Source organism: Pseudomonas viciae (assembly GCF_004786035.1).
GTDB lineage: Bacteria > Pseudomonadota > Gammaproteobacteria > Pseudomonadales > Pseudomonadaceae > Aquipseudomonas > Aquipseudomonas viciae.
In genome coordinates, this window is the sequence record NZ_CP035088.1 from 2,099,332 (window position 1) to 2,119,648 (window position 20,317).

20 protein-coding genes are annotated in these 20,317 nt (G+C 59.2%); 11 read left to right on the forward strand and 9 right to left on the reverse strand.

Going from position 1 to position 20,317, the window contains the following annotated elements; translation table 11 throughout:
• The first annotated feature begins 239 nt into the window (after positions 1–239).
• Positions 240–1,229, forward strand: coding sequence for an FAD:protein FMN transferase (locus tag EPZ47_RS09565; RefSeq protein WP_135844537.1), 990 nt, complete (start codon positions 240–242; stop codon positions 1,227–1,229).
• Between the two features lie 473 nt (positions 1,230–1,702).
• Complete coding sequence (gene sthA / locus EPZ47_RS09570; RefSeq protein WP_003183399.1) at positions 1,703–3,097, forward strand: Si-specific NAD(P)(+) transhydrogenase; 1,395 nt, start codon at positions 1,703–1,705, stop codon at positions 3,095–3,097.
• A 42-nt stretch (positions 3,098–3,139) separates the two neighbouring features.
• On the opposite strand, the gene EPZ47_RS09575 is transcribed toward sthA, so the two are convergent.
• Positions 3,140–3,862, reverse strand: a complete 723-nt coding sequence (locus EPZ47_RS09575) for a glycerophosphodiester phosphodiesterase (protein WP_018604880.1) — start codon at positions 3,860–3,862, stop codon at positions 3,140–3,142.
• Positions 3,859–4,455 (reverse strand): PilZ domain-containing protein, encoded by a 597-nt coding sequence (locus EPZ47_RS09580; RefSeq protein WP_135844538.1) that lies wholly within the window; start codon positions 4,453–4,455, stop codon positions 3,859–3,861. Before EPZ47_RS09580 ends, EPZ47_RS09575 begins: the two co-directional genes overlap by 4 nt.
• A 94-nt stretch (positions 4,456–4,549) precedes the next feature.
• Between EPZ47_RS09580 and EPZ47_RS09585 the strand changes: the two genes are divergently transcribed.
• The 3 genes from EPZ47_RS09585 to EPZ47_RS09595 all read left to right on the forward strand — a co-directional run bounded on the left by EPZ47_RS09585 (position 4,550) and on the right by EPZ47_RS09595 (position 7,799).
• Complete coding sequence (locus tag EPZ47_RS09585) at positions 4,550–5,800, forward strand: lipoprotein-releasing ABC transporter permease subunit (RefSeq protein ID WP_135844539.1); 1,251 nt, start codon at positions 4,550–4,552, stop codon at positions 5,798–5,800.
• A 7-nt stretch (positions 5,801–5,807) separates the two neighbouring features.
• Positions 5,808–6,491: a lipoprotein-releasing ABC transporter ATP-binding protein LolD gene (gene lolD, locus EPZ47_RS09590; protein ID WP_162843734.1), complete on the forward strand. Its 684-nt coding sequence runs from the start codon at positions 5,808–5,810 to the stop codon at positions 6,489–6,491.
• Between the two features lie 63 nt (positions 6,492–6,554).
• Complete coding sequence (locus tag EPZ47_RS09595; protein WP_135844540.1) at positions 6,555–7,799, forward strand: lipoprotein-releasing ABC transporter permease subunit; 1,245 nt, start codon at positions 6,555–6,557, stop codon at positions 7,797–7,799.
• Between the two features lie 85 nt (positions 7,800–7,884).
• Here the strand turns inward: EPZ47_RS09595 and EPZ47_RS09600 are convergent, their stop codons facing one another.
• Positions 7,885–9,237 (reverse strand): heavy metal sensor histidine kinase, encoded by a 1,353-nt coding sequence (locus tag EPZ47_RS09600; RefSeq protein ID WP_135844541.1) that lies wholly within the window; start codon positions 9,235–9,237, stop codon positions 7,885–7,887.
• Complete coding sequence (locus EPZ47_RS09605) at positions 9,234–9,914, reverse strand: heavy metal response regulator transcription factor (protein WP_135844542.1); 681 nt, start codon at positions 9,912–9,914, stop codon at positions 9,234–9,236. Before EPZ47_RS09605 ends, EPZ47_RS09600 begins: the two co-directional genes overlap by 4 nt.
• A gap of 152 nt (positions 9,915–10,066) precedes the next feature.
• On the opposite strand from EPZ47_RS09605, the gene copI reads away from it, so the two are divergent.
• Together copI and queF are read left to right on the forward strand one after the other, a co-directional pair.
• A complete protein-coding gene (gene copI, locus EPZ47_RS09610) occupies positions 10,067–10,588 on the forward strand; it encodes a copper-resistant cuproprotein CopI (protein WP_135844543.1) in 522 nt (173 codons plus the stop codon).
• A gap of 61 nt (positions 10,589–10,649) precedes the next feature.
• The gene (queF, locus tag EPZ47_RS09615) at positions 10,650–11,480 is read left to right on the forward strand and encodes an NADPH-dependent 7-cyano-7-deazaguanine reductase QueF (protein ID WP_135844544.1); all 831 of its coding nucleotides are present in this window, start codon (positions 10,650–10,652) and stop codon (positions 11,478–11,480) included.
• A gap of 170 nt (positions 11,481–11,650) precedes the next feature.
• Here queF and EPZ47_RS09620 read toward each other — a convergent pair whose 3' ends face one another.
• Both EPZ47_RS09620 and EPZ47_RS09625 read right to left on the reverse strand, forming a co-directional pair.
• A complete protein-coding gene (locus EPZ47_RS09620; protein ID WP_135844545.1) occupies positions 11,651–11,914 on the reverse strand; it encodes a DUF4404 family protein in 264 nt (87 codons plus the stop codon).
• Positions 11,915–12,023: 109 nt separating this feature from the next.
• Positions 12,024–12,644, reverse strand: a complete 621-nt coding sequence (locus EPZ47_RS09625) for an HAD superfamily inactivated hydrolase PcrP (RefSeq protein WP_135844546.1) — start codon at positions 12,642–12,644, stop codon at positions 12,024–12,026.
• 201 nt (positions 12,645–12,845) lie between these two features.
• Here EPZ47_RS09625 and EPZ47_RS09630 point away from each other — a divergent pair, with 201 nt between their 5' ends.
• The 3 genes from EPZ47_RS09630 (at position 12,846) to rssC (ending at position 15,543) form a co-directional block, all read left to right on the forward strand.
• A complete protein-coding gene (locus tag EPZ47_RS09630; protein ID WP_135844547.1) occupies positions 12,846–13,535 on the forward strand; it encodes an MlaA family lipoprotein in 690 nt (229 codons plus the stop codon).
• A 344-nt stretch (positions 13,536–13,879) separates the two neighbouring features.
• Positions 13,880–15,061 carry a two-component system response regulator RssB gene (gene rssB / locus EPZ47_RS09635; RefSeq protein WP_003199694.1) on the forward strand — a complete coding sequence of 394 codons (1,182 nt, stop codon included), beginning with the start codon at positions 13,880–13,882 and terminating at the stop codon, positions 15,059–15,061.
• The gene (gene rssC / locus EPZ47_RS09640) at positions 15,061–15,543 is read left to right on the forward strand and encodes an anti-sigma factor antagonist RssC (RefSeq protein WP_025212773.1); all 483 of its coding nucleotides are present in this window, start codon (positions 15,061–15,063) and stop codon (positions 15,541–15,543) included. Before rssB ends, rssC begins: the two co-directional genes overlap by 1 nt.
• Positions 15,544–15,758: 215 nt before the next feature.
• Here rssC and tal read toward each other — a convergent pair whose 3' ends face one another.
• The 3 genes from tal to EPZ47_RS09660 all read right to left on the reverse strand — a co-directional run bounded on the left by tal (position 15,759) and on the right by EPZ47_RS09660 (position 18,228).
• A complete protein-coding gene (gene tal / locus EPZ47_RS09645) occupies positions 15,759–16,685 on the reverse strand; it encodes a transaldolase (protein WP_135844548.1) in 927 nt (308 codons plus the stop codon).
• A gap of 179 nt (positions 16,686–16,864) precedes the next feature.
• Complete coding sequence (gene dusA / locus EPZ47_RS09650) at positions 16,865–17,851, reverse strand: tRNA dihydrouridine(20/20a) synthase DusA (RefSeq protein ID WP_135844549.1); 987 nt, start codon at positions 17,849–17,851, stop codon at positions 16,865–16,867.
• A 140-nt stretch (positions 17,852–17,991) separates the two neighbouring features.
• Positions 17,992–18,228 (reverse strand): CopG family ribbon-helix-helix protein, encoded by a 237-nt coding sequence (locus EPZ47_RS09660; RefSeq protein ID WP_135844550.1) that lies wholly within the window; start codon positions 18,226–18,228, stop codon positions 17,992–17,994.
• Between the two features lie 784 nt (positions 18,229–19,012).
• On the opposite strand from EPZ47_RS09660, the gene EPZ47_RS09665 reads away from it, so the two are divergent.
• Positions 19,013–20,095, forward strand: coding sequence for an acyltransferase family protein (locus EPZ47_RS09665; RefSeq protein WP_135844551.1), 1,083 nt, complete (start codon positions 19,013–19,015; stop codon positions 20,093–20,095).
• The last annotated feature ends 222 nt before the right edge of the window (positions 20,096–20,317 follow it).

Genomic DNA, 20,317 nt, shown 5'->3' on the forward strand with positions numbered 1-20,317 from the left:
CTGACTATCTTGTATGAAAGCGCTGCACCTGTGAGAGCAAGGCTTGGGGGGCCAAAGCCCGTGGGAGCAAAGCTTGCTCGCGATGCAGGCGATACGGTTCACCTGCTATACCGCGTCATCGTTTGTCGCGAGCAAGCTTTGCTCCCACAGGTTCGCGCAGGCACGCACTGAAGCCCATAATGGCTTGCGCGGTTTTGAGGGGAGATGAAGATTTGTTAACTGGACGATGGATTGGGCTTGTGGTGCTGGTCAGTGTGTTGTCCGGCTGTGGCAACGACGACACCCTGGAGCGCTTCGACGGCCCGACCATGGGCAGTCACTACTCCATTCAATACGTCAGGCATTCCGCCACGCCCGGTCCGAAAGGGGTGCAGGCCGAGGTGGAAAACATCCTTGCCGAAGTGGATCGGCAATTCTCCACTTATCGCAGCGACTCGGACGTCGAACGTTTCAATGCGTTGCCGGCCAACGGCTGCCAGGTCATGCCAGGTCCGGTCCTGGAGTTGGTCCGGATGGGTGAGCAGTTGTCTTCACAAAGTGACGGCTCTTTCGACCTGACGGTGGAGCCGCTGCTGAACCTGTGGGGCTTCGGCCCCCAGTCCCGAGCCGAGAAAGTACCGACTGCAGAAGCTCTGGCCCTGGTGCGTCAGCGCGTCGGGCATGGTCATCTGCGTATCGACGGCGACCGGTTGTGCAAGGACGCCGCAGTGGAGGTCGACTTCAACAGTATTGCCGCGGGCTACGCCGTCGACCGGATCGCCGCCCGGCTCCAGGCCTTGGGCATCGACAGCTACCTGGCCGAAGCCACCGGCGAGCTCAAGGCTGTCGGGCGCAAACCCGATGGTTCGGCCTGGCGCATTGCCCTGGAGGAACCACGGGACGACCGGCAAGTGGCCGAGCGTGTCATCGAGGTCAATGGCTACGGGGTTTCGACGTCCGGTGATTACCGTCGTTATTTCGAGCAGGACGGCGTGCGTTATTCCCACGCCTTCGATGCGCGCACCGGTGCGCCGGTCCTACACAGCTTGGCGTCAGTCACGGTGATTCATCCTTCGGCGTTGATGGCCGATGGACTGTCGACGCTGTTGTTGATTCTCGGGCCTGAACGGGGTTGGGACTATGCCCAAGAACACGGTGTCGGGGTATTTTTCGTGCTGCGCGACGGTAATCGTTTTGTCACCCGTACCAACGATGTGTTTGAACGGATGAGCAACGGAAAAAGCCAATGATGACAGCGTTACGAAAGCGTACCTGTTGCGAAATAGCGCAGGCAAAGGGGGCGTTCTCAATTAGTTTCCCCACCGCGCCGGGTCTGCTGTTGTGCAGGGCAAGGCGCGAGAAGCGTGGTTTGGTCATTCCAAATAAGCTTTGAGCAACGCAGCCCTGCACAACAGCAGGCCCGGCCCTCCGGGTTGCGCCTTAAAGCGGGCCATGCTGCGTTGCAGGCCTTGGAAAGGGAACACCATTCCCAGCGGCCTGCGCCTTGCCTGGCCCGCTTTAAGGCACAACGCGGTGGGGAAACTAATTGAGAACGCCCCCTAGCCTCCGACGCGACCAAGGGGTAATGTGCGCGGCGTTGACGCTTCTATAGACTGTGGCCGGGCTCGTGAACCGGCCCCAAATTGTTCCTTCATGCCGCAGGCCGGCATGATTTAGCCGTTGGTGCCAAGTGAGGCACCACGGCCTGTTCTGAGGAGTACGCATGGCTGTCTACAACTACGACGTGGTGGTACTGGGTTCTGGCCCGGCGGGTGAAGGCGCGGCAATGAACGCTGCCAAGGCAGGGCGCAAGGTGGCGATGGTCGACAGCCGTCGGCAGGTCGGCGGTAACTGCACCCACTTGGGCACCATCCCGTCCAAGGCCTTGCGTCACTCGGTCCGGCAGATCATGCAGTTCAACACCAACCCGATGTTCCGGGCCATCGGCGAGCCGCGCTGGTTCTCCTTCCCGGACGTGCTCAAGAGCGCCGAGAAGGTGATCTCCAAGCAGGTCGCCTCGCGCACTGGCTACTACGCCCGCAATCGCGTTGACGTGTTCTTTGGCACCGGCAGCTTTGCCGATGAGCAGACCGTCGAAGTAGTCTGCGGCAACGGTGTGGTCGAAAAACTGGTGGCCAAGCACATCATCATCGCCACCGGCTCGCGCCCGTATCGCCCGGCCGACATCGATTTCAACCATGCGCGTATCTACGATAGCGACACTATCCTGAGCCTGGGCCACACCCCGCGTAAGCTCATCGTCTACGGCGCCGGGGTGATCGGTTGCGAATACGCCTCGATCTTCAGCGGCCTGGGTGTTCTGGTGGAGTTGGTGGATAACCGCGGCCAGTTGCTGAGCTTCCTGGACTCGGAGATCTCCCAGGCCCTGAGTTATCACTTCAGCAACAACAACATCACCGTGCGCCACAACGAAGACTACGACCGTGTCGAAGGTGTGGACAATGGCGTGATCCTGCACCTCAAGTCCGGCAAGAAGATCAAGGCCGACGCCTTGCTCTGGTGCAACGGTCGTACCGGTAACACCGACACCCTGGGCCTGGAAAACATCGGCGTGAAGGTCAACAGCCGTGGCCAGATCGAAGTCGATGAGAACTACCGTACTTGCGTGCCGAATATCTACGGCGCCGGTGACGTGATTGGCTGGCCGAGCCTGGCCAGTGCCGCCCACGACCAGGGCCGTTCGGCCGCCGGCAGCATCGTCGACAACGGCAGCTGGCGCTTCGTCAACGACGTACCGACCGGTATCTACACCATTCCGGAAATCAGCTCGATCGGCAAGAACGAGCAGGAACTGACCCAAGCCAAGGTGCCTTATGAAGTGGGCAAGGCCTTCTTCAAGAGCATGGCGCGGGCGCAGATCGCCGGTGAGCCGCAAGGCATGCTGAAGATCCTGTTCCACCGCGAGACCCTGGAAGTGCTGGGCGTGCACTGCTTCGGCTACCAGGCTTCGGAGATCGTTCACATTGGCCAGGCGATCATGAACCAGCCGGGCGAGTTGAACACCCTGAAGTACTTCGTCAACACCACGTTCAACTACCCGACCATGGCTGAAGCCTATCGGGTAGCGGCCTATGACGGGCTCAACCGGCTTTTTTGAGCGGCTCCGGCCGGTGGCCTGAGCCGGCCGGGGAGACCGATTTCAGCAATTCTCGAGCGTGGCAGTGGCCAAACCGGGAAAGTCTGTAATCAGGCTGTCAGCGCCAAAGTCGGCGAGCCTGCGCATCAGCGCGGGTTCGTTGACGGTCCACACCGACACGTGCAGCCCCTGACGCTGGGCCTTGACCAGGCGTTCGGGCGTGCACAGCGTCCAGTTCAGCGCCAGGATTTCACAGCCATAACTCTGGGCGACCTTCAACGGGTCGAGCCAGGCGTACTCGGCCACCAGGCCGCGCGAAATGTCCGGCGTCAGGTCCAGGGCCGCCTTGAGCACTTCCCGGGAGCTGGAGGTGATGGTGATTTTGTCCAGCAGTCCGAAACGCTGGGCCATTTCGCGGATCCCCAGCACGGTGGCGGCGGCGCGGGTGCGCGAGGCGCTCTTGACCTCCAGTTGCCAATGCTCGAAATCACATTTTTCGAACAACTCCTCCAGGCGTGGAATCGGGCATGGTTTGATCCAGCCCGGGCCACCCTTGCGCGCATCGTAGGTGACCAGTTCGGCGGCGGTGTGCTCGACCACCTTGCCCCGGCGATCGGTGGTGCGCTTGAGGGTCGGGTCGTGGATCACCATCAACTCGCCGTCCATCGAAAGATGCAGGTCCAGCTCGCAACGGCGCACGCCGTGCTTGAGACACTCCTGAAAACCGGTCAGGGTATTTTCCGGCGCTTCGCCCTTGGCGCCGCGGTGGCCATAAATGAGGGTCACGGTTGTTCCTTATTGATACCTGATTCGTTCAGTTCCCGAGCCAGGCGACGTTCTTGCGCCTGTTTCTGCAGGATATAGCGGGCCAGTAGCTGACGCTGGGCGTCGGTGGGGTGTTCGAATTCGGTGCCCACATCGTAGCCGTCGCCCTTGGGGTCGCAATGCGTGACGCGTGCCCGGAGTAACAACCCGAGGGCCTGCGGCATCAGTACCAGCTTGATTGACAGATGTGTACCGACGGCGACGGGCGTGGGGTATTGGAAGTCGATGCCGCCTTCGGAAATGATCACCGGTTTGGGTTCGCCGATTTCGCCAAGCGCAGTGAGGGCGATGACCTGACTGAGCAGATCGATGCGTTTGTTCATCGCCTTGAGGTACGCGGCGATGCTGCGTTCGCGCTCGCTGATCTGGCGCAGCAGGTGCTGGGACTCAAATTCGCTCAGGTGCAGTTCACTGAGCAGATTGAACAGTGGAGAAGCATCCTGCAACACTTCCTGGCCAGCAGCTTCAGGAATGGAGAGGGGCCGAATTTCCAGTGCGATCGTGTCCTCGATACGGTAGTATTCGCGGCGATCTTCTTCATCTAATGTCGACATGGCGAACCCATGGTAGCGGCGGTGGTCTGAGTGTAAAGCTGGTTTGTGACCCCCGCCACAAGGACGTTCCTTTTCCCTCCGAACAAGCCCCGACATGTTCAGACCTCTCTTCGTATTTATCGGCACGCGTTATACCCGTGCAAAGCGTCGCAATCATTTCGTATCGTTCATTTCCCTGACTTCTATCATTGGGCTGGCCCTCGGCGTGGTCGTGATGATCGTCGTGCTGTCGGTGATGAACGGCTTTGATCATGAAATGCGCACCCGCGTGCTGGGCATGGTGCCCCACGCGACCCTCGAATCCGGCGAGGCCATCAGCGATTGGCCGAGCCTGGCCGCCAAGGTCAAGCAGAACCCGCAGGTGTTGGCCGTTGCGCCTTTCACTCAGATGCAGGGGCTGCTGACCAACAATGGCAAGGTCTCCAAGGTCTTGCTCAATGGTATCGACCCCGGGCTTGAGCGGCAGGTGTCGATCATCGACAACTTCATGCAACAGGGAAAACTCGACGACCTGGAGCCGGGCAGTTTCGGCATCGTCATCGGCGACAAGGCCGCGGCCAAGCTCGGCGCCGCCATCGGCGACAAGCTGACCTTCGTCGCACCGGAAGTCACCGTGACGCCGGGCGGCATGTTCCCGCGCATGAAACGCTTTACCGTGGTCGGCATTTTCCATGTCGGCGCCGGTGAGCTGGACGGTTACCTGGGCGTCACCAATCTCCAGGACCTGGCTCGACTGCATCGCTGGAAGCCGGATCAGGTCCAGGGCCTGCGGCTGAAGTTCGACGATCTGTTCCAGGCGCCGCGCGTCGCGTGGACCATCGCCCAGCAGCTCGGCGAAGACCGTTACTACGCTCGCGACTGGACCCGCACCCACGGCAACCTGTACCAGGCGATCCGCATGGAAAAAGCCATGATCGGCCTGCTATTGCTGCTGATCGTCGCCGTTGCCGCGTTCAACATCATTTCCACCCTGGTGATGGTGGTGAACGATAAGAAAGGCGACATCGCCATCCTGCGCACCCTTGGCGCTACGCCGGGGCAGATCATGCGGATCTTCATGGTCCAGGGCACGGTCATTGGGGTGATCGGCACATTCGTCGGCGCCCTGGTCGGGATGTTCGCCGCGCTGAACGTCAGCGCCGCCATCGCGGCCCTCGAAGGCCTGATCGGGCACAAGTTTCTCAACGCCGACGTGTATTTCATCGACTACCTGCCATCGCAATTGCAGGCAGATGACGTGTTGATGGTCTGCGGCGCCGCGTTGGTCCTGAGTTTCCTCGCCACCCTGTATCCAGCCTGGCGTGCCGCGCGCACCCAGCCTGCGGAGGCGTTACGTTATGAGTGAGTCGGGCATGAGTGAAAAAGCGATTTTGAGCTGCCGTAACCTGGGCAAATCTTACGAGGAAGGCCCGGAGTCGGTGGTGGTGTTGTCGGGCCTGCAACTGGAGCTGCATCCGGGCGAGCGCGTGGCGATTGTCGGCACCTCCGGGTCGGGCAAGAGTACATTGCTCAACCTGCTGGGCGGCCTCGATACGCCGACCGCCGGCAGTGTCTGGCTGGCGGGCGAAGAACTTTCGGCGCTGAACGAGAAGGCCCGTGGCCTGCTGCGCAACCGTTCCCTGGGCTTCGTTTACCAGTTCCACCATTTGTTGCCTGAGTTCACCGCCCTGGAAAACGTCTGCATGCCGCTGTTGATCGGTCGCACCGCGATTCCTGAAGCGCGTCAGCGCGCCACGGCATTGCTGGAGCGGGTAGGGCTGGGCCATCGCCTGGAGCATAAGCCGGCCGAACTGTCCGGTGGTGAGCGCCAGCGCGTGGCGATTGCCCGGGCCCTGGTCAACAAGCCTGGCCTGGTGATGCTCGATGAGCCGACCGGCAACCTCGACTCTCACACCGCCCAAGGCATCCAGGACCTGATGCTGGAACTCAGCACCTCGATGCGCACCGCGTTCCTGGTGGTGACCCACGACATGAACCTGGCCCGGCAGATGGACCGCGTCCTGCACTTGCAGGAAGGTTGCCTGACGCCCATCTGACCGACCGAAACCCGGTGTTTGCTACACACGCCGGGTCTCTTATTTTTATACGGTGCCCCGCGAATGTTCAGACCGTTATCGATTTTTATCGGCACGCGCTATACCCGCGCCAAGCGCCGCAATCGCTTTGTTTCGTTCATCTCCATGACTTCGATGATCGGCCTCGCCCTGGGTGTGCTGGCGATGATCGTGGTGCTGTCGGTGATGAACGGCTTCCAGCGCGAAATGAGTTCGCGCATCCTCGGCATGGTGCCCCACGCCACCATCGTCGGCGTCAATCCGATCGACGACTGGCAACCGGTGGCCGCCGCAGCGCTGAAAAATCCGGAAGTGGTCGCCGCCGTACCGTTCACCGAAATGGAGGGCATGCTCAGCCATAAAGGTTCGATGCAGCCGATTCAGATCAGTGGTATCGATCCGGCCCAGGAAGGCAAGGTGTCCATCGTCGCCCAGCATATCGTCCAGGGGCGTCTCGATGCGCTGAAGCCGGGTGAATTCGGCGTGGTGATCGGAGAAATCACCGCCCGGCGCTTTCGCCTCAACGTCGGCGACAAACTGACCCTGATCGTGCCGGAAATCAGCACCGCGCCGGGCGGCATTACCCCGCGCATGCAGCGGCTGAACGTGGTGGGTGTGTTCAAGGTCGGCGCCGAGCTGGATGGCTCCATGGCCTTGATCCACTTGGCCGACGCCGCGCAGATGCAGCACTGGCAGCCGAATCAGGTGCAGAGTGTGCGCCTGGCGGTGAAAGATCTGTACGCCGCGCCGCAAGTCTCTGGCGACATCGCCACGGGGCTTGGCGCGAAGTACAAGGCCGACGACTGGACCCACACCCAGGGCAGCCTGTTCAGTGCCATGAAAATGGAAAAAACCATGATTGGTTTGCTGTTGCTGATGATCGTCGCGGTGGCGGCGTTCAACATCATCGCCACCCTGATCATGGTGGTGAATGACAAGGGCGCGGACATCGCGATCCTGCGCACCATCGGCGCGACACCGCGGCAGATCATGGCGATCTTCATGGTCCAGGGCACGGTGATCGGCATCGTCGGCACACTGATTGGCGGCGTGCTGGGGGTGATTGCGGCGTTGAACGTCAGTGCCCTGGTGGGCTGGTTGGAGCGGGTCAGCGGTCAGCACATCTTCAGTTCCGATGTGTATTTCGTCAGCAACCTGCCATCGGAGCTTCAGCGCGGCGATGTGGTGTTGATCTGCTCCGCCGGGTTCATCCTGAGTTTCCTCGCCACGGTTTACCCGGCGTGGCGTGCGGCGAAGATCGAACCGGCGCAGGCGTTGCGCTATTCCTGAGAAACTACAAAATGGGTTTGCTGAGCCACTGCAAGCCCAGGGGCAAGTGGCGATTGCCCCTGTGGCGAGGGAGCTTGTGTCGGCCTTAATCCCCCTTCGGCAACTCAATCACAAACCGCGTCCAGCCATCGGCCGATTCACATCGAATCTGCCCGCCATGAGCGCGGATGATCGAGCGGGTAATCGCCAGCCCGAGCCCTGCGTGCTCGCTGCTGCCTTCCTGGCGAGCCGGGTCGGCGCGGTAGAAACGGTCGAACAGGCGCGGCAGCAAGTCCGCTGAAATACCCTTGCCACTGTTTTCCACGCTTACGCTCACCATGTGAGCCTCATCGACAATTCGCACCCGCACTTCACCGCCACCGGGGGTGAAGCGCAGGGCGTTGTCCAGCAGGTTGGACAGCGCCCTGCGCAACATGCTGCGATCACCCTCGATGTGGCCTTTGCCCTCACGGCTCAAGCGGACATCGGCGTCTTCAGCCAGCGGCGCGAAAAACTCCAGCAGCAGGTCCACTTCCTCCGCCAGTTCCAGCGGCTCGCGGTTGGGTGCCAGTAGGCCGTGGTCGGCCTTGGCCAGGTACAGCATGTCGTTGACCAACTGCGCCATCCATTGCAGTTCCTCGAGATTACTGTGCAGCGCTTCGCGGTAATCCTCCAGCGAACGCTCGCGGGTGAGGGTGACCTGGGTGTGGGTCAGCAGGTTCGACAGCGGCGTGCGCAGCTCATGGGCGATGTCGGCAGAAAACGCTGAGAGACGCTGAAACGCATCGTCGAGGCGTCCGAGCATGGCGTTGATGCTGTGGGACAATTCCGCGAGTTCCGCGGGCATTTGCTCTTCTGGTAGTCGGGCGTTGAGGGAGCGGGCCGAGACACTGCCGGCGATGGCACCCATGCGTCGCAACGGTCGCAAGGCGCGTCGGGCGGCCCAGGCACCGAGCAGGGCGGTGGCCAGGGCCGAGAGGCCGACGGTCAGCCAGATCAGGCGCTGCATGCGTTGCAGGAAGTGCTGATGATGGGTGATGTCCAGCAGCAGCGTCAGTTGTGGCGAATTGGGTTGCTCGGGATACAACGGTGCGTTCAGTACACGGTAATCGCTGTCGCCATCGCTGAGGGTCGACAGCCCCGGGCGCTCGGGCAATTGCGCCGGAATCCGGATCGAGCTGTCGTACCAGCGCACCCCATCTCTGCCCTTGATGCGCAGCGCCAGGTCGGCCTGACGGCTCAGCTCATCTTCCAGGCGACTCTGGGCCTGCTCGGCATTGAGGTCCTGCAGGGCGCGGCGCAGTCCGATCAGTTTGCCTTCCAGCAGTTGCTGGTCCAGCTCGATGAAATGCGCCTCGCTGCCACGGCTGAACAACACCCCGGCAAACAGCGACACTACGGCGGTGCAGGCAGCGAACAGCAGCGCCAGCCGGCTGCTCAGTGACCACTGGCCCCTCACAGGCTGCGCTCTTCAAGCACATACCCCATGCCCCGCACGGTGTGGATCAGCTTGCTGGGGAAGTCATCGTCAATCTTGATTCGCAGGCGCCGTATCGCGACTTCGATCACGTTGGTGTCGCTGTCGAAATTCATGTCCCAGACCTGGGACGCGATCAGGGATTTGGGCAGGACTTCGCCCTGGCGCCGCAGGAGCATTTCCAGCAAGGCGAATTCCTTGGCAGTGAGGTCGATGCGTCGGCCGCTGCGTTCGACGCGTCGGCGGATCAGGTCCAGGCGCAAGTCGGCCAGTTGCAGGCTGGTTTCCTGGGGCGTCGAGCTGCCCCGGCGCAACAGGCTGCGCACCCGTGCCAGCAGTTCGGAAAAAGCGAAGGGTTTGACCAGGTAATCATCGGCGCCCAACTCCAGGCCGTGCACCCGATCCTCTACCGCATCCCGCGCCGTGAGGAACAGCACCGGCGTATCCAGCCCGGCCCCGCGCACGGCTTGCAGAATCTGCCAGCCATCGCGGCCGGGTAGCATCACGTCGAGGATCAGCAAGGCGTATTCGCCGCTCAAGGCCAGTTGCTGACCGGTGATGCCGTCGGCCACCAGGTCGGCATTGAACCCGGCTTCGCCCAGGCCCTGGCGCAGGTATTGGCCGGTTTTCGTTTGGTCTTCGACAATCAGCAGTTTCATGGGCAACTCAAGGCATGGTTGGAACAAGGGCGTTATACCGTGGCAGTCAGTGCCGTGGCGCAACCTGACAAAGTTGTAATCGAGCCGTCAGCCGTCTGGCAGGCGGGCCAGGATAGAGTTTCCCACAAGCTGAATCTGATTGGAGTATGGACATGTTGATGGGAAAACGCTTGATCCTGGCCGCCTGCGCACTGGTTTTCAGCGCGCCATCCTGGGCGTCACCCGGCCATTTTGATTTCGGCCAGCCTGCGCCGGCGGCCAAGGCCAGTCGCAGCATTGATGTGGTGATGGGGGATATGACGTTCGATCCCGGCGCGCTTGATATCAAGGCAGGGGAAACCGTTCGTTTTGTGCTCATCAACAAAGGCCGGTTGCTCCACGAGTTCAACCTGGGCAATGTCGCGATGCATGCCCAGCATCAGCAGGAAATGCTCAAGATGCAACAGAGCGGACAGCTGACGCCGACTGCGATGAAGCAAGGCATGGACCATGCCTCCATGGGGCACGGCCAGGCGGGCATGGGCCACGACGACCCTAACAGTGTGCTGGTGGAGCCGGGCAAAACCGCCGAGCTGACCTGGACGTTCAACAAGGCTACGCGCCTGGAATTTGCCTGTAATGTTCCCGGCCATTACCAGGCCGGGATGAAGGGCGAGCTGACAGTCAGTCAGTAAGCACTCAAAGGCTGCGGCAAAGGCTGATAGAATCGGCTGATTCTTCAGTCAGGTTTCCGTCATGCATCCCGCAGCCGAACATTCGCCGCTGGGCAAGTCCAGCGAATACATCGCCACGTACACGCCGTCACTGCTGTTCCCGATCCCGCGTACCGCAAAATGGGCGGAGTTGGGCCTGACGGCTGAGAGCCTGCCGTACAAAGGCGTGGATTTCTGGAATTGCTTCGAACTGTCGTGGCTGTTGCCGTCCGGCAAGCCGGTGGTGGCTATCGGCGAATTCTCGATCCCTGCGGATTCGCCGAACATCATCGAGTCCAAATCCTTCAAGCTTTACCTCAACTCCTTGAACCAGACGCCGTTCGCCGATATCGAGAGCCTGGAAGCGACCCTGCGCCAGGACTTGTCCGCCGCTGCTGGTAAACCGGTGGGCGTGCGCGTTCGCAGTCTCAAGGACGTGGAGTGTGAAGGCATCGTGGCGCTGCCCGGCGTGTGCATCGACGACTTGGACATCAGCGTCGACTCCTACGAGCACCCGCGCCCGGAACTGCTAAGTTGCGATGATTCGCGCATCGTCGAGGAAAGCCTGCACAGCCATCTGCTCAAGTCCAACTGCCCGGTGACCAGCCAGCCGGATTGGGGCAGCGTGGCGGTGCAATATCGCGGTGCAGCCCTGGACCACGCGAGCCTGTTGGCCTACATCGTCAGCTTCCGCCAGCATTCGGATTTCCATGAACAATGCGTGGAGCGGATCTTTCTCGACTTGCAGCGCTTGCTCAAGCCGGAGAAGTTGACGGTGTATGCGCGGTATGTGCGCCGTGGCGGGTTGGACATCAACCCGTATCGCAGTACCGAAGACGTCCAGCTGCCGAACCACCGTTTGGTTCGCCAATGAATAACCCCTGTGGGAGCGAACTTGCTCGCGATGAGGGCGGCACATTTAACATTGATGTTGGCTGACAAGCCGCTATCGCGAGCAAGCCCGCTCCCACAATGGGTTGCATTTCAGCTCGTGAAATTAAAAAGCCCCGCTATCGACAGCAGGGCTTTTGGCTTTTGGCGGGTTCAGATCCCCATATTGCCCAAGGCTTGCACGATATTGCGTAACGTCCCGGCAAGGGTCGGGTGTTCCAGTTCGAAGCGTTCGACGGCCAGGTTCACATTGTCGGCGAGGTTGGTGTCCGGTGTTTTGGTTTCCAGCTCAAGCTCAAGTTCGATCTGTTGCATCAGCGCGTGCAGGTCGTCGCGCTCGACTTCGGAAAGTGGTGGATTCTGTTCCAATTGCTCGCGCAGTTTATTGAGCTGTTCTTGCAATTCGCGGGCAGGCATTGGCGTACTCCCTTTATTGATAGGCACAGCCATGGACCGCGACGGTTCGTCAAAAGTCCATGGCTTGCCTTAAGAGTAATCCACCCTCACGCACCCTGCATGATCCCGGTCATGGCTTCTCGCCTTTGAGTCGGCGCAGGCTGATATCGGCCAGGCAGGTGTCGAGTTCGCCCAGGTGATCGATCACCGAATGCACCCCCAGGCCGAACAATTGCACGGTGGCCTTGGCGCGCTTGGTTTCCCGTTCCTGTTTGCTTAGCGCCTGCCATTCATCCGGCGTCAGGCCACACAGCGAGCCGCAGGACGCCAGCCCGATGGTCCACAAACCGGCGTTGAGCCCCGATTGCAACAGCCTGGGTTCGCCACTGACCAACACGCAGCCGTCCAATTGCTGGACGTTCAGCGTCATCAAGGCTTGCCAGCAGGCATGCGGTGCCGGCCACGGATTATTTGTTGCTGGAAGTTGCGGCGGTTTGATCCAGGTCGGTAACGAGGCCGCCAGGGCATGACTGACAGCAGGTGGCAATTCATCGAGCCAGGCGCAGGGAATTTCCTGTCGCTGTAAGTGGTGCAGGCTCTCAAGGGCGCCAGGTGTCGGTTGCGCATGCTCGGCCGGCGCTGCCCCTGGCTGACGAATGCGTCCCCCGAAATCCACCAGGCATCCGCTCAGGCCAAACAATACAGCGGTCAGGCTGGGAGCGGGGAGGGGCAGGGCTTCGGCGCGGGGCATGGGAACGTCCTTGAAATACCCTGCAGCCTAACGTGCATCAATGACAGTCCAGTGACAGTGACATGAAGGCGTCGGGTGGTGGAAACGTCCTACGGTTTGCGCGTTTTTCAGTGCTGCCTATCTACGCGTTCCGTCTTATACTAGCCGCCTTACCGCCTGGGCTCGGCGCCCTTGCCTGATTAATCCAAGGAGTTTCCCCTTATGCGCTGGAGCCATTGTCTAGCTCAGCTGTGTTTGTCTGCCAGCGTCCTGCTGGTTCCGTTCGCTGCCCAGGCCGCCACGGAAGAAGATCCTTGGGAAAGCATCAACCGTCCGATCTTCACCTTCAACGACACGGTCGATACCTATGCGCTCAAGCCGTTGGCCCAGGGTTATCAGTATGTGACGCCGCAATTCCTCGAAGACGGCATCCATAACATGTTCCGCAACATCGGTGACGTGGGCAACCTGGCCAACAACTTGTTGCAGGCCAAGCCGGCCGCTGCCGGGACTGATACTGCACGGCTGATCTTCAACACCACCTTCGGTCTGTTGGGCTTCTTCGACGTGGGCACTCAGATGGGCCTGCAGCGCAGCGATGAAGATTTTGGCCAGACCCTGGGCTACTGGGGGGTGGGCAGCGGTCCCTATGTGATGCTGCCGCTGTTGGGGCCAAGCACCGTGCGTGACGCGCCAGCCAAGCTGGTCGACGACTACACCGCTCCGTATCGTTACATCGATAACGTTTCGGTGCGTAACTCTATCAGGGGCCTGAACATCGTAGACACCCGCGCCAGCCTGTTGTCGGCCGAGAAAATGGTGAGCGGCGACAAGTATGTGTTCCTGCGCAACGCGTTCCTGCAAAACCGCGAATTCAAGGTCAAGGATGGCCAGGTCGAAGACGATTTCTGATTTCGTCCGGTAAATCAGGAAGGCGGCCTAAAAGGCCGCCTTCCGTGCTTTGGCGCCGTGTTTGAGCGGGTTTGATCCTTCCATTGAGTTACGCTCCGCTCGGTTCTTATAACTCTCTGTACTTTGACAAATAAAGACGGCAAGCGGCTATCTGCCTGAGCTTGAAACGCCCCGCGGATGGGAGTACCGTCTGCGCCTTAGAAGGGCACCTCTGATGTAACTGTGTGTAGGGCAAAGGCCGGAAGCAGGTACGACAGAGAGGCTAGAAAGCGAATCCAGTAGTGCGCGCCAGGCCCAAGTGCCCAGCCCGCTACGCCAACCTAATTCTGGCGCCGTTTGCCCACATGCCAAAAACCAGTGCCACGCTGCTGATAATCGATGATGACGAAGTGGTGCGAGCCAGTCTCGCGGCCTACTTGGAAGACAGTGGTTTCAGCGTCCTGCAGGCCAGCAATGGCCAACAGGGTCTTCAGGTATTCGAGCAAGACAAGCCCGACCTGGTCATCTGCGACCTGCGCATGCCGCAGATGGGCGGACTCGAACTCATTCGCCAGGTCACCGAGCTTTCCTCGCAGACCCCGGTGATCGTGGTTTCGGGCGCGGGCGTGATGAACGACGCGGTCGAGGCGTTGCGCCTGGGCGCGGCGGATTACCTGATCAAGCCCCTTGAAGACCTGGCTGTGCTCGAGCACTCGGTGCGTCGGGCCCTGGACCGTTCGCGCCTGCTGGTGGAAAACCAGCGGTACCGCGAAAAGCTGGAAACCGCCAACCGCGAACTGGAAGCCAGCCTGAACCTGTTGCAGGAAGACCAGAACGCCGGGCGCCAGGTGCAGATGAACATGCTGCCGGTCAGCCCTTGGGCCGTCGACGATTTCCGTTTTGCCCACCAGATCATCCCGTCGTTGTACCTGTCGGGAGACTTTGTGGACTACTTCCGGGTCGATGAGCGGCGAGTGGCGTTCTATCTGGCGGATGTTTCCGGTCACGGGGCTTCGTCGGCATTCGTCACGGTGCTGTTGAAGTTCATGACCACGCGCCTGCTGTTCGAATCCAAGCGCAACGGCACATTGCCCGAGTTCAAGCCATCAGAAGTCCTTGGGCATATCAACCGAGGCCTGATCAGTTGTAAGCTGGGCAAACACGTCACAATGGTCGGTGGAGTCATCGACGAGGAGACGGGTTTGTTGACCTATAGCATCGGCGGTCACCTGCCGTTGCCTGTTTTGTACACGCCAGACAGTGTTCGTTATCTGGAAGGGCGTGGTTTGCCGGTCGGCCTGTTCAACGAGGCCACCTACGAAGACCACGTGCTGGAATTGCCGCCGACATTCAGCTTGACGTTAATGTCTGATGGCATTTTGGACCTTTTGACAGAACCTACACTCAAAGAGAAAGAAGCGGCCTTGCCTGAACGGGTGAGTGCAGCGGGCGGCAGCCTGGAAGGCTTGCGTCAAGTGTTTGGATTAGCCACGCTCGGGGAGATGCCGGATGATATCGCCCTGTTAGTGTTGAGCAGGAATCTTTGATGAGTACTGGTAGAATCCAGTTCGCCGAGCAGGACGGCACCTTTGTCCTGAAGTTTGTCGGTGAAGTGCGCCTGACTCTATGTTCGGCGCTGGATGCGACTATTGAGCGGATCTTCACCGCGCTGAACTTCAGCGCCATCGTGATTGACCTGACCGAAACCCGCAGCATCGACAGCACCACCCTTGGCCTGCTGGCCAAGCTGTCGATCCTGTCGCGGCAAAAGGTCGGCCTGCTGCCGACCGTCGTCACCACCCACAACGACATCACCCGTCTGCTGCAGTCCATGGGCTTCGATCAGGTGTTCAACATCGTCGGCGATCCCGTGCCATGCCCTGAATGCCTGGACGACCTGCCTGACCAGGACCAGTCTGAAGAAGAGGTGCGGATCAAGGTGCTTGAAGCCCACAAGATCCTCATGGGGCTGAATGACTCCAATCGTGAAGCGTTTCATGACTTGGTTAATGCGCTGGAGCGGCCTTGAGCCTTGGGCTTTATGTAGGCTGCGCCCGCCTCATCGCGAGCAAGCTCGCTCCCACAGGTCTTGTGGCGTTCTCTTAATCGAGCCCAACCGACATCCCCCTGTGGGAGCGAGCTTGCTCGCGATAGCGTTTGTCGAGCCGCCACATCGCTTAAGCCAAACCGCATAAAAAAGGGCGAACCCACCAAGGTTCGCCCTTTTCACATCCCTGAATCAGCTCAAAGCTTGGCTTGCAGCAACGCTTCCAGCTTCTCCTGGTCCCGGGCAAACTGACGAATGCCTTCGGCCAGTTTCTCAGTCGCCATGGCGTCCTCGTTGGACAACCAGCGGAACTGCGCTTCGTTGAGAATCAAGCGCGCTTCCCCGGCTTGGCCTGGCGCAAGCTTGCGCTCAAGCTTGCCTTCATCGGCGGCCAGTTTTTCCAGCAGTTCCGGGCTGACGGTCAAGCGGTCGCAGCCGGCCAGTTGTTCGATCTGGTTGAGGTTGCGGAAGCTCGCACCCATGACCACGGTCTTATAGTCATTGGCCTTGTAGTAATTGTAGATGCGCGTCACCGACTGCACGCCCGGGTCATCGGCACCGGTGTAGTCGTTGCCATTGGCTTTCTTGTACCAGTCGTAGATCCGGCCCACGAACGGCGAAATCAGGAACACCCCGGCATCGGCACAGGCCGCAGCCTGGGCGAAGGAAAACAGCAGGGTCAGGTTGCACTGGATGCCTTCACGCTCCAGCTTCTCGGCGGCGCGAATGCCTTCCCAAGTGGAAGCGATCTTGATCAGCACGCGATCACGGCCAACGCCGGCTTTTTCATACAGATCGATCAGACGATGCGCACGCTTCAACATGGCTTCGGTATCGAACGACAGGCGCGCATCCACTTCAGTGGAAATACGCCCTGGAATCACCTTCAGGATTTCTTGCCCAACCGCCACGCCGAAACGGTCGCTGGCCAGGCCTACGTCACCCTTGCAGTCCGCGACGCAGGCGTTCAGCAGCTCGGCATAGCCTTGGATGGCCGAAGCCTTGAGCAGCAGGGAAGGGTTGGTGGTGGCATCCACGGGTTTAACGCGGGCGATGGCTTCGAAGTCGCCGGTATCGGCCACTACGGTAGTGAATTGTTTGAGTTGTTCCAGCTTGGAAGTCATGAGCGTGCTCTGTCCTATGGGTCTGTTGACATTACCCGAGGGCCGGCAGCCACTCAAGGGCGTGAAGAGGTATCAAATGGCCCCGGTGGCAACAACCTGAAAACGGCTGTTTGAAAGGTCGGGGCGGGTATCGGTAGATACGATTCCAAAACAGGCCGCAGGTTCAAAGCAAGTGACGGTCAGCGCCCTTCCAGCAACTGCCCCGCCTGATCCAGCAACGCCAACGGATCCTTGGTTTTGTGAATATCCACCGACAATAACTGCCGAAACCGCCGTGCTCCCGGAAAACCGGTGCCCAGCCCGAGCACGTGACGAGTGATGTGATGCATCGCGCCACCAGCGGCCAGATGATTGGCGATATACGGCCGCAACTGCGCCAATGCCTCGGCCCGGCTGATGATCGGTGCGGTGCTGCCAAACAGCTGTTGGTCCACCTCGGCCAGCAGATACGGGTTGTGATACGCCTCGCGACCCAACATTACGCCATCGAAGGTCTGCAAATGCTCATGGCACGCCTCCAGCGTCTTGATTCCGCCGTTGAGCACAATCTCCAACTCCGGAAAGTCCGCCTTCAACCGCGCGGCCACGTCATACCGCAGCGGCGGGATGTCTCGATTCTCCTTCGGCGACAACCCCTCCAGAATCGCAATCCGCGCATGCACGGTAAAACTCGTGCACCCGGCGTCACGCACCGTCCCGACGAACTCACACAACTGCTCATAACTGTCCCGCCCATTGATCCCGATCCGATGCTTGACCGTCACCGGAATCGACACGGCATCACGCATGGCCTTCACACAATCGGCCACCAACACCGGATGCCCCATCAGGCAGGCACCAATCATGTTGTTCTGCACCCGGTCGCTGGGGCAGCCGACGTTGAGGTTCACCTCGTCGTAGCCGTGCTCCTGGGCCATCCGGGCGCACGCGGCCAGGTCGGCGGGAACACTGCCGCCCAGTTGCAGGGCCAGGGGGTGTTCGGACTCGTGGTGGCGCAGGAAGCGTTCGTGGTCGCCGTTGAGTAACGCGCCGGTGGTGACCATTTCGGTGTAGAGCAGGGCGTGTTTGGAGAGGATGCGTAGGAAGAACCGGCAGTGGGCGTCGGTCCAATCCATCATCGGGGCAACGGAGAAGCGGCGGGACAGCGGGGCAGTTTGTAGGGGCATTGGGAATCTGGGTCAGCGAGGCGAGTGGCACAGTTTATCAGGGAAGGGCAGGAGGTGTTGGGAGAGCAATATTGCGCCGACTTCACCATTTGGTACGGGGGCGTTGTCGAGTGTGAAATACGCCGAGTATTTGGAGGCGATCACCGTGTACTCCAGCGCCGAGCACGCATAGCTGCCACTTGGTCACCGGTAACAAATTTGCCTTGATCAGCTTCCTTTACGGCAAGTTCGATCTGCGTGGTCAGAGCTTTTTCGTGTTCGATGTAGTCGCGAAGAACGTCTCGCGTCAGGTAGTTCGCACTTTGACCGGTGGTCTTGGCCAGATCGGCGAGGGAGTTTGATAGCTCTTCAGGCCGATTTAGCGTTATACCGGACAAGGCTGTCTCGATGGGGGAGGTTTGTCAGGCATCTTATACCGTTGAACGCTCGCTTTAATCCTTAGACCGTCGCTAGGTGTATCTCGACGTGAGTTGTTCCCCTCCTGCGCAGACACGAAGAGTTTCGCCGATGCTGTCGTCAAAGGGTACATTTCTGCGGGGGGAGTGTGGTTTGGAGCAGGCCGGTCCAACGACTAAAATCGCTCGACTCTTACTCTTATTGCCTTCTTGATAGGGGATTTAATAAAACGGGCCCCTTTCTTTAATTTAGCAAGCGAGATCGGCAATGTAGCAACTGGGCACGATCACATCGCGTAAGTGCCAAGTCAACTTGACGGCCTACAAAGCGCAGATACGGATTAATCGGGACGGGAGGACAGTTTATTAGTAAAACTAGCCCTTCCACCGCAAGCAGGTCATCCGGGTCCGGATCTAACGCCGCGAAACGGAGCTGGCGGAATCTGTTAGCAGCGAGCGCGCAAACCGAAAAGCTGTAACGATCAGGGGATGATCCAGCCGTGCCTGGCAAGGCGCGCTTGGCTGCGTTTAATCACAGTGCTACCGAGGTTCGCCTGGAAATGGCCGGGCCCGAGATCCCCACGTTTTAGCCTGTCCTTGTGGTGGGGCGTCGTTGGAAAAAACTAGCGGCTACCTCCCCAAAACTAATGTAGATAATTTGTAAGCTAATACTTACAATGCTTCCGTAAGTCTATGGCCGTCATGCCTCTGAACGGGGCAAAAATAATCCATGCGTCAGGACGTAACTTAAGTAGGGACACGTGTTGTGATTAAGAGCTTGACCATCGGGCAATCGACCATGCTCAACCTCATACGAGCGTTGGCTGCCTTCTCAGTCTTGGTAGGTCATACCCTTGTAGGAGTGGTTCCGGTAAGTTGGTTTGGAAAGGTAGTTCCCTTTCAGAGTCTGGCCGTTGTTGTTTTTTTCTGGCTATCAGGGTTTCTGATCGCTTATCAATGTTTGAATAAGGTCAAATATAGTTTTAGTGAATATATGATCGATCGCTTCAGCAGGATTTATGTTCTGTATATTCCGGCGCTGATTATTTCATATGTTGTTTTTATAATGGTGTTAGGTCGTGTACCTCCAGCAACTTGGGACTTGGTCGGGCACCTTCTGCAGCTTCAGCATACTCCGTTTGCTCGGATGATTGAAGGCGTGCCGCCGATAAAGGTTTACGGTGGTAACAGTGTTCTTTGGACGATAGCCATTGAATGGTGGTTGTATGTATTTTTCGGCATTGCTTTTTTTTGGCGGTCGATGTCCTTGACTGAAAGAGTCTTTGCAATTGCCCTTGCTGGACCTGCGGTCCTCGTTGTGGGGTATTTTACGGTATGGGAGTCTGTTGCATGGGAGTGGTTTCTTGGGGCCGCCTGTGCTGCGATTTATGTTTATGCACCGCAGACTAACTGGAAGCAAATTCTTGTACCGCTTGCCGCCGTTGTAGTTGGAATGTCGTGGCGGTTTCAGAAGCTTTCGCTAGCGAGTCAGATAAATATGTATGATTTGCAGCTTATGATTCTAGTCGGTGTGGTATTGATGTTTGTAGTGTTAGCGAGCACGAATCTTCCCGTCGTCTCGTCAGTCAGGTGGGTAGTGGCGAAAGGTGCATATGTCTCTTATGCAATGTACCTAACGCATGAGCCGATTCGCGTGTTGATCAGCAAGTATATGAATGTGTCCCAAATGGCCAATGCGTGGCTGTCAATCTTCCTGTGTGTGCTGTTTGCGGCTGCTTGCGCATGGCTTCTTGAAGACAAACATCTGGACCTGCGTCGCTGGCTGAAAAAGAAGCTCATTGCTCCCGAGCGAGAGCTGATTACGGTCCAGGCCAATAAGCTGAGCTAGGTTCAACCATCATAGCCCGCCATGTGCGGGCTTTTTTACATTTGAATTTGTCCTTCGCCAAGCAGGAAGGCCACTGCAGCGATAGTCGCCGAATATTTGAACGCACCACGTTGAAGCGCGCATCATCACTGGAAGAGGTTCTAAATATCCGTGCCCCCGCACGCTTATCTGGTCTCTATCGCAAGGGAGAGCAAGCAAGGGGCGGGCATTCTCGAGGGGATC

Coding starts and splice junctions, on each gene's coding strand:
- EPZ47_RS09580 (WP_135844538.1), bottom strand. CDS start 4,455: ATGTCGACATTAGATGAAGAAGATCGCCGCGAATACTACCGTATCGAG.
- EPZ47_RS09630 (WP_135844547.1), top strand. CDS start 12,846: ATGCGCTGGAGCCATTGTCTAGCTCAGCTGTGTTTGTCTGCCAGCGTC.
- rssC (WP_025212773.1), top strand. CDS start 15,061: ATGAGTACTGGTAGAATCCAGTTCGCCGAGCAGGACGGCACCTTTGTC.
- rssB (WP_003199694.1), top strand. CDS start 13,880: ATGCCAAAAACCAGTGCCACGCTGCTGATAATCGATGATGACGAAGTG.
- lolD (WP_162843734.1), top strand. CDS start 5,808: ATGAGTGAAAAAGCGATTTTGAGCTGCCGTAACCTGGGCAAATCTTAC.
- copI (WP_135844543.1), top strand. CDS start 10,067: ATGTTGATGGGAAAACGCTTGATCCTGGCCGCCTGCGCACTGGTTTTC.
- EPZ47_RS09625 (WP_135844546.1), bottom strand. CDS start 12,644: ATGCCCCGCGCCGAAGCCCTGCCCCTCCCCGCTCCCAGCCTGACCGCT.
- EPZ47_RS09595 (WP_135844540.1), top strand. CDS start 6,555: ATGTTCAGACCGTTATCGATTTTTATCGGCACGCGCTATACCCGCGCC.
- EPZ47_RS09585 (WP_135844539.1), top strand. CDS start 4,550: ATGTTCAGACCTCTCTTCGTATTTATCGGCACGCGTTATACCCGTGCA.
- sthA (WP_003183399.1), top strand. CDS start 1,703: ATGGCTGTCTACAACTACGACGTGGTGGTACTGGGTTCTGGCCCGGCG.
- tal (WP_135844548.1), bottom strand. CDS start 16,685: ATGACTTCCAAGCTGGAACAACTCAAACAATTCACTACCGTAGTGGCC.
- queF (WP_135844544.1), top strand. CDS start 10,650: ATGCATCCCGCAGCCGAACATTCGCCGCTGGGCAAGTCCAGCGAATAC.
- EPZ47_RS09605 (WP_135844542.1), bottom strand. CDS start 9,914: ATGAAACTGCTGATTGTCGAAGACCAAACGAAAACCGGCCAATACCTG.
- EPZ47_RS09620 (WP_135844545.1), bottom strand. CDS start 11,914: ATGCCTGCCCGCGAATTGCAAGAACAGCTCAATAAACTGCGCGAGCAA.
- dusA (WP_135844549.1), bottom strand. CDS start 17,851: ATGCCCCTACAAACTGCCCCGCTGTCCCGCCGCTTCTCCGTTGCCCCG.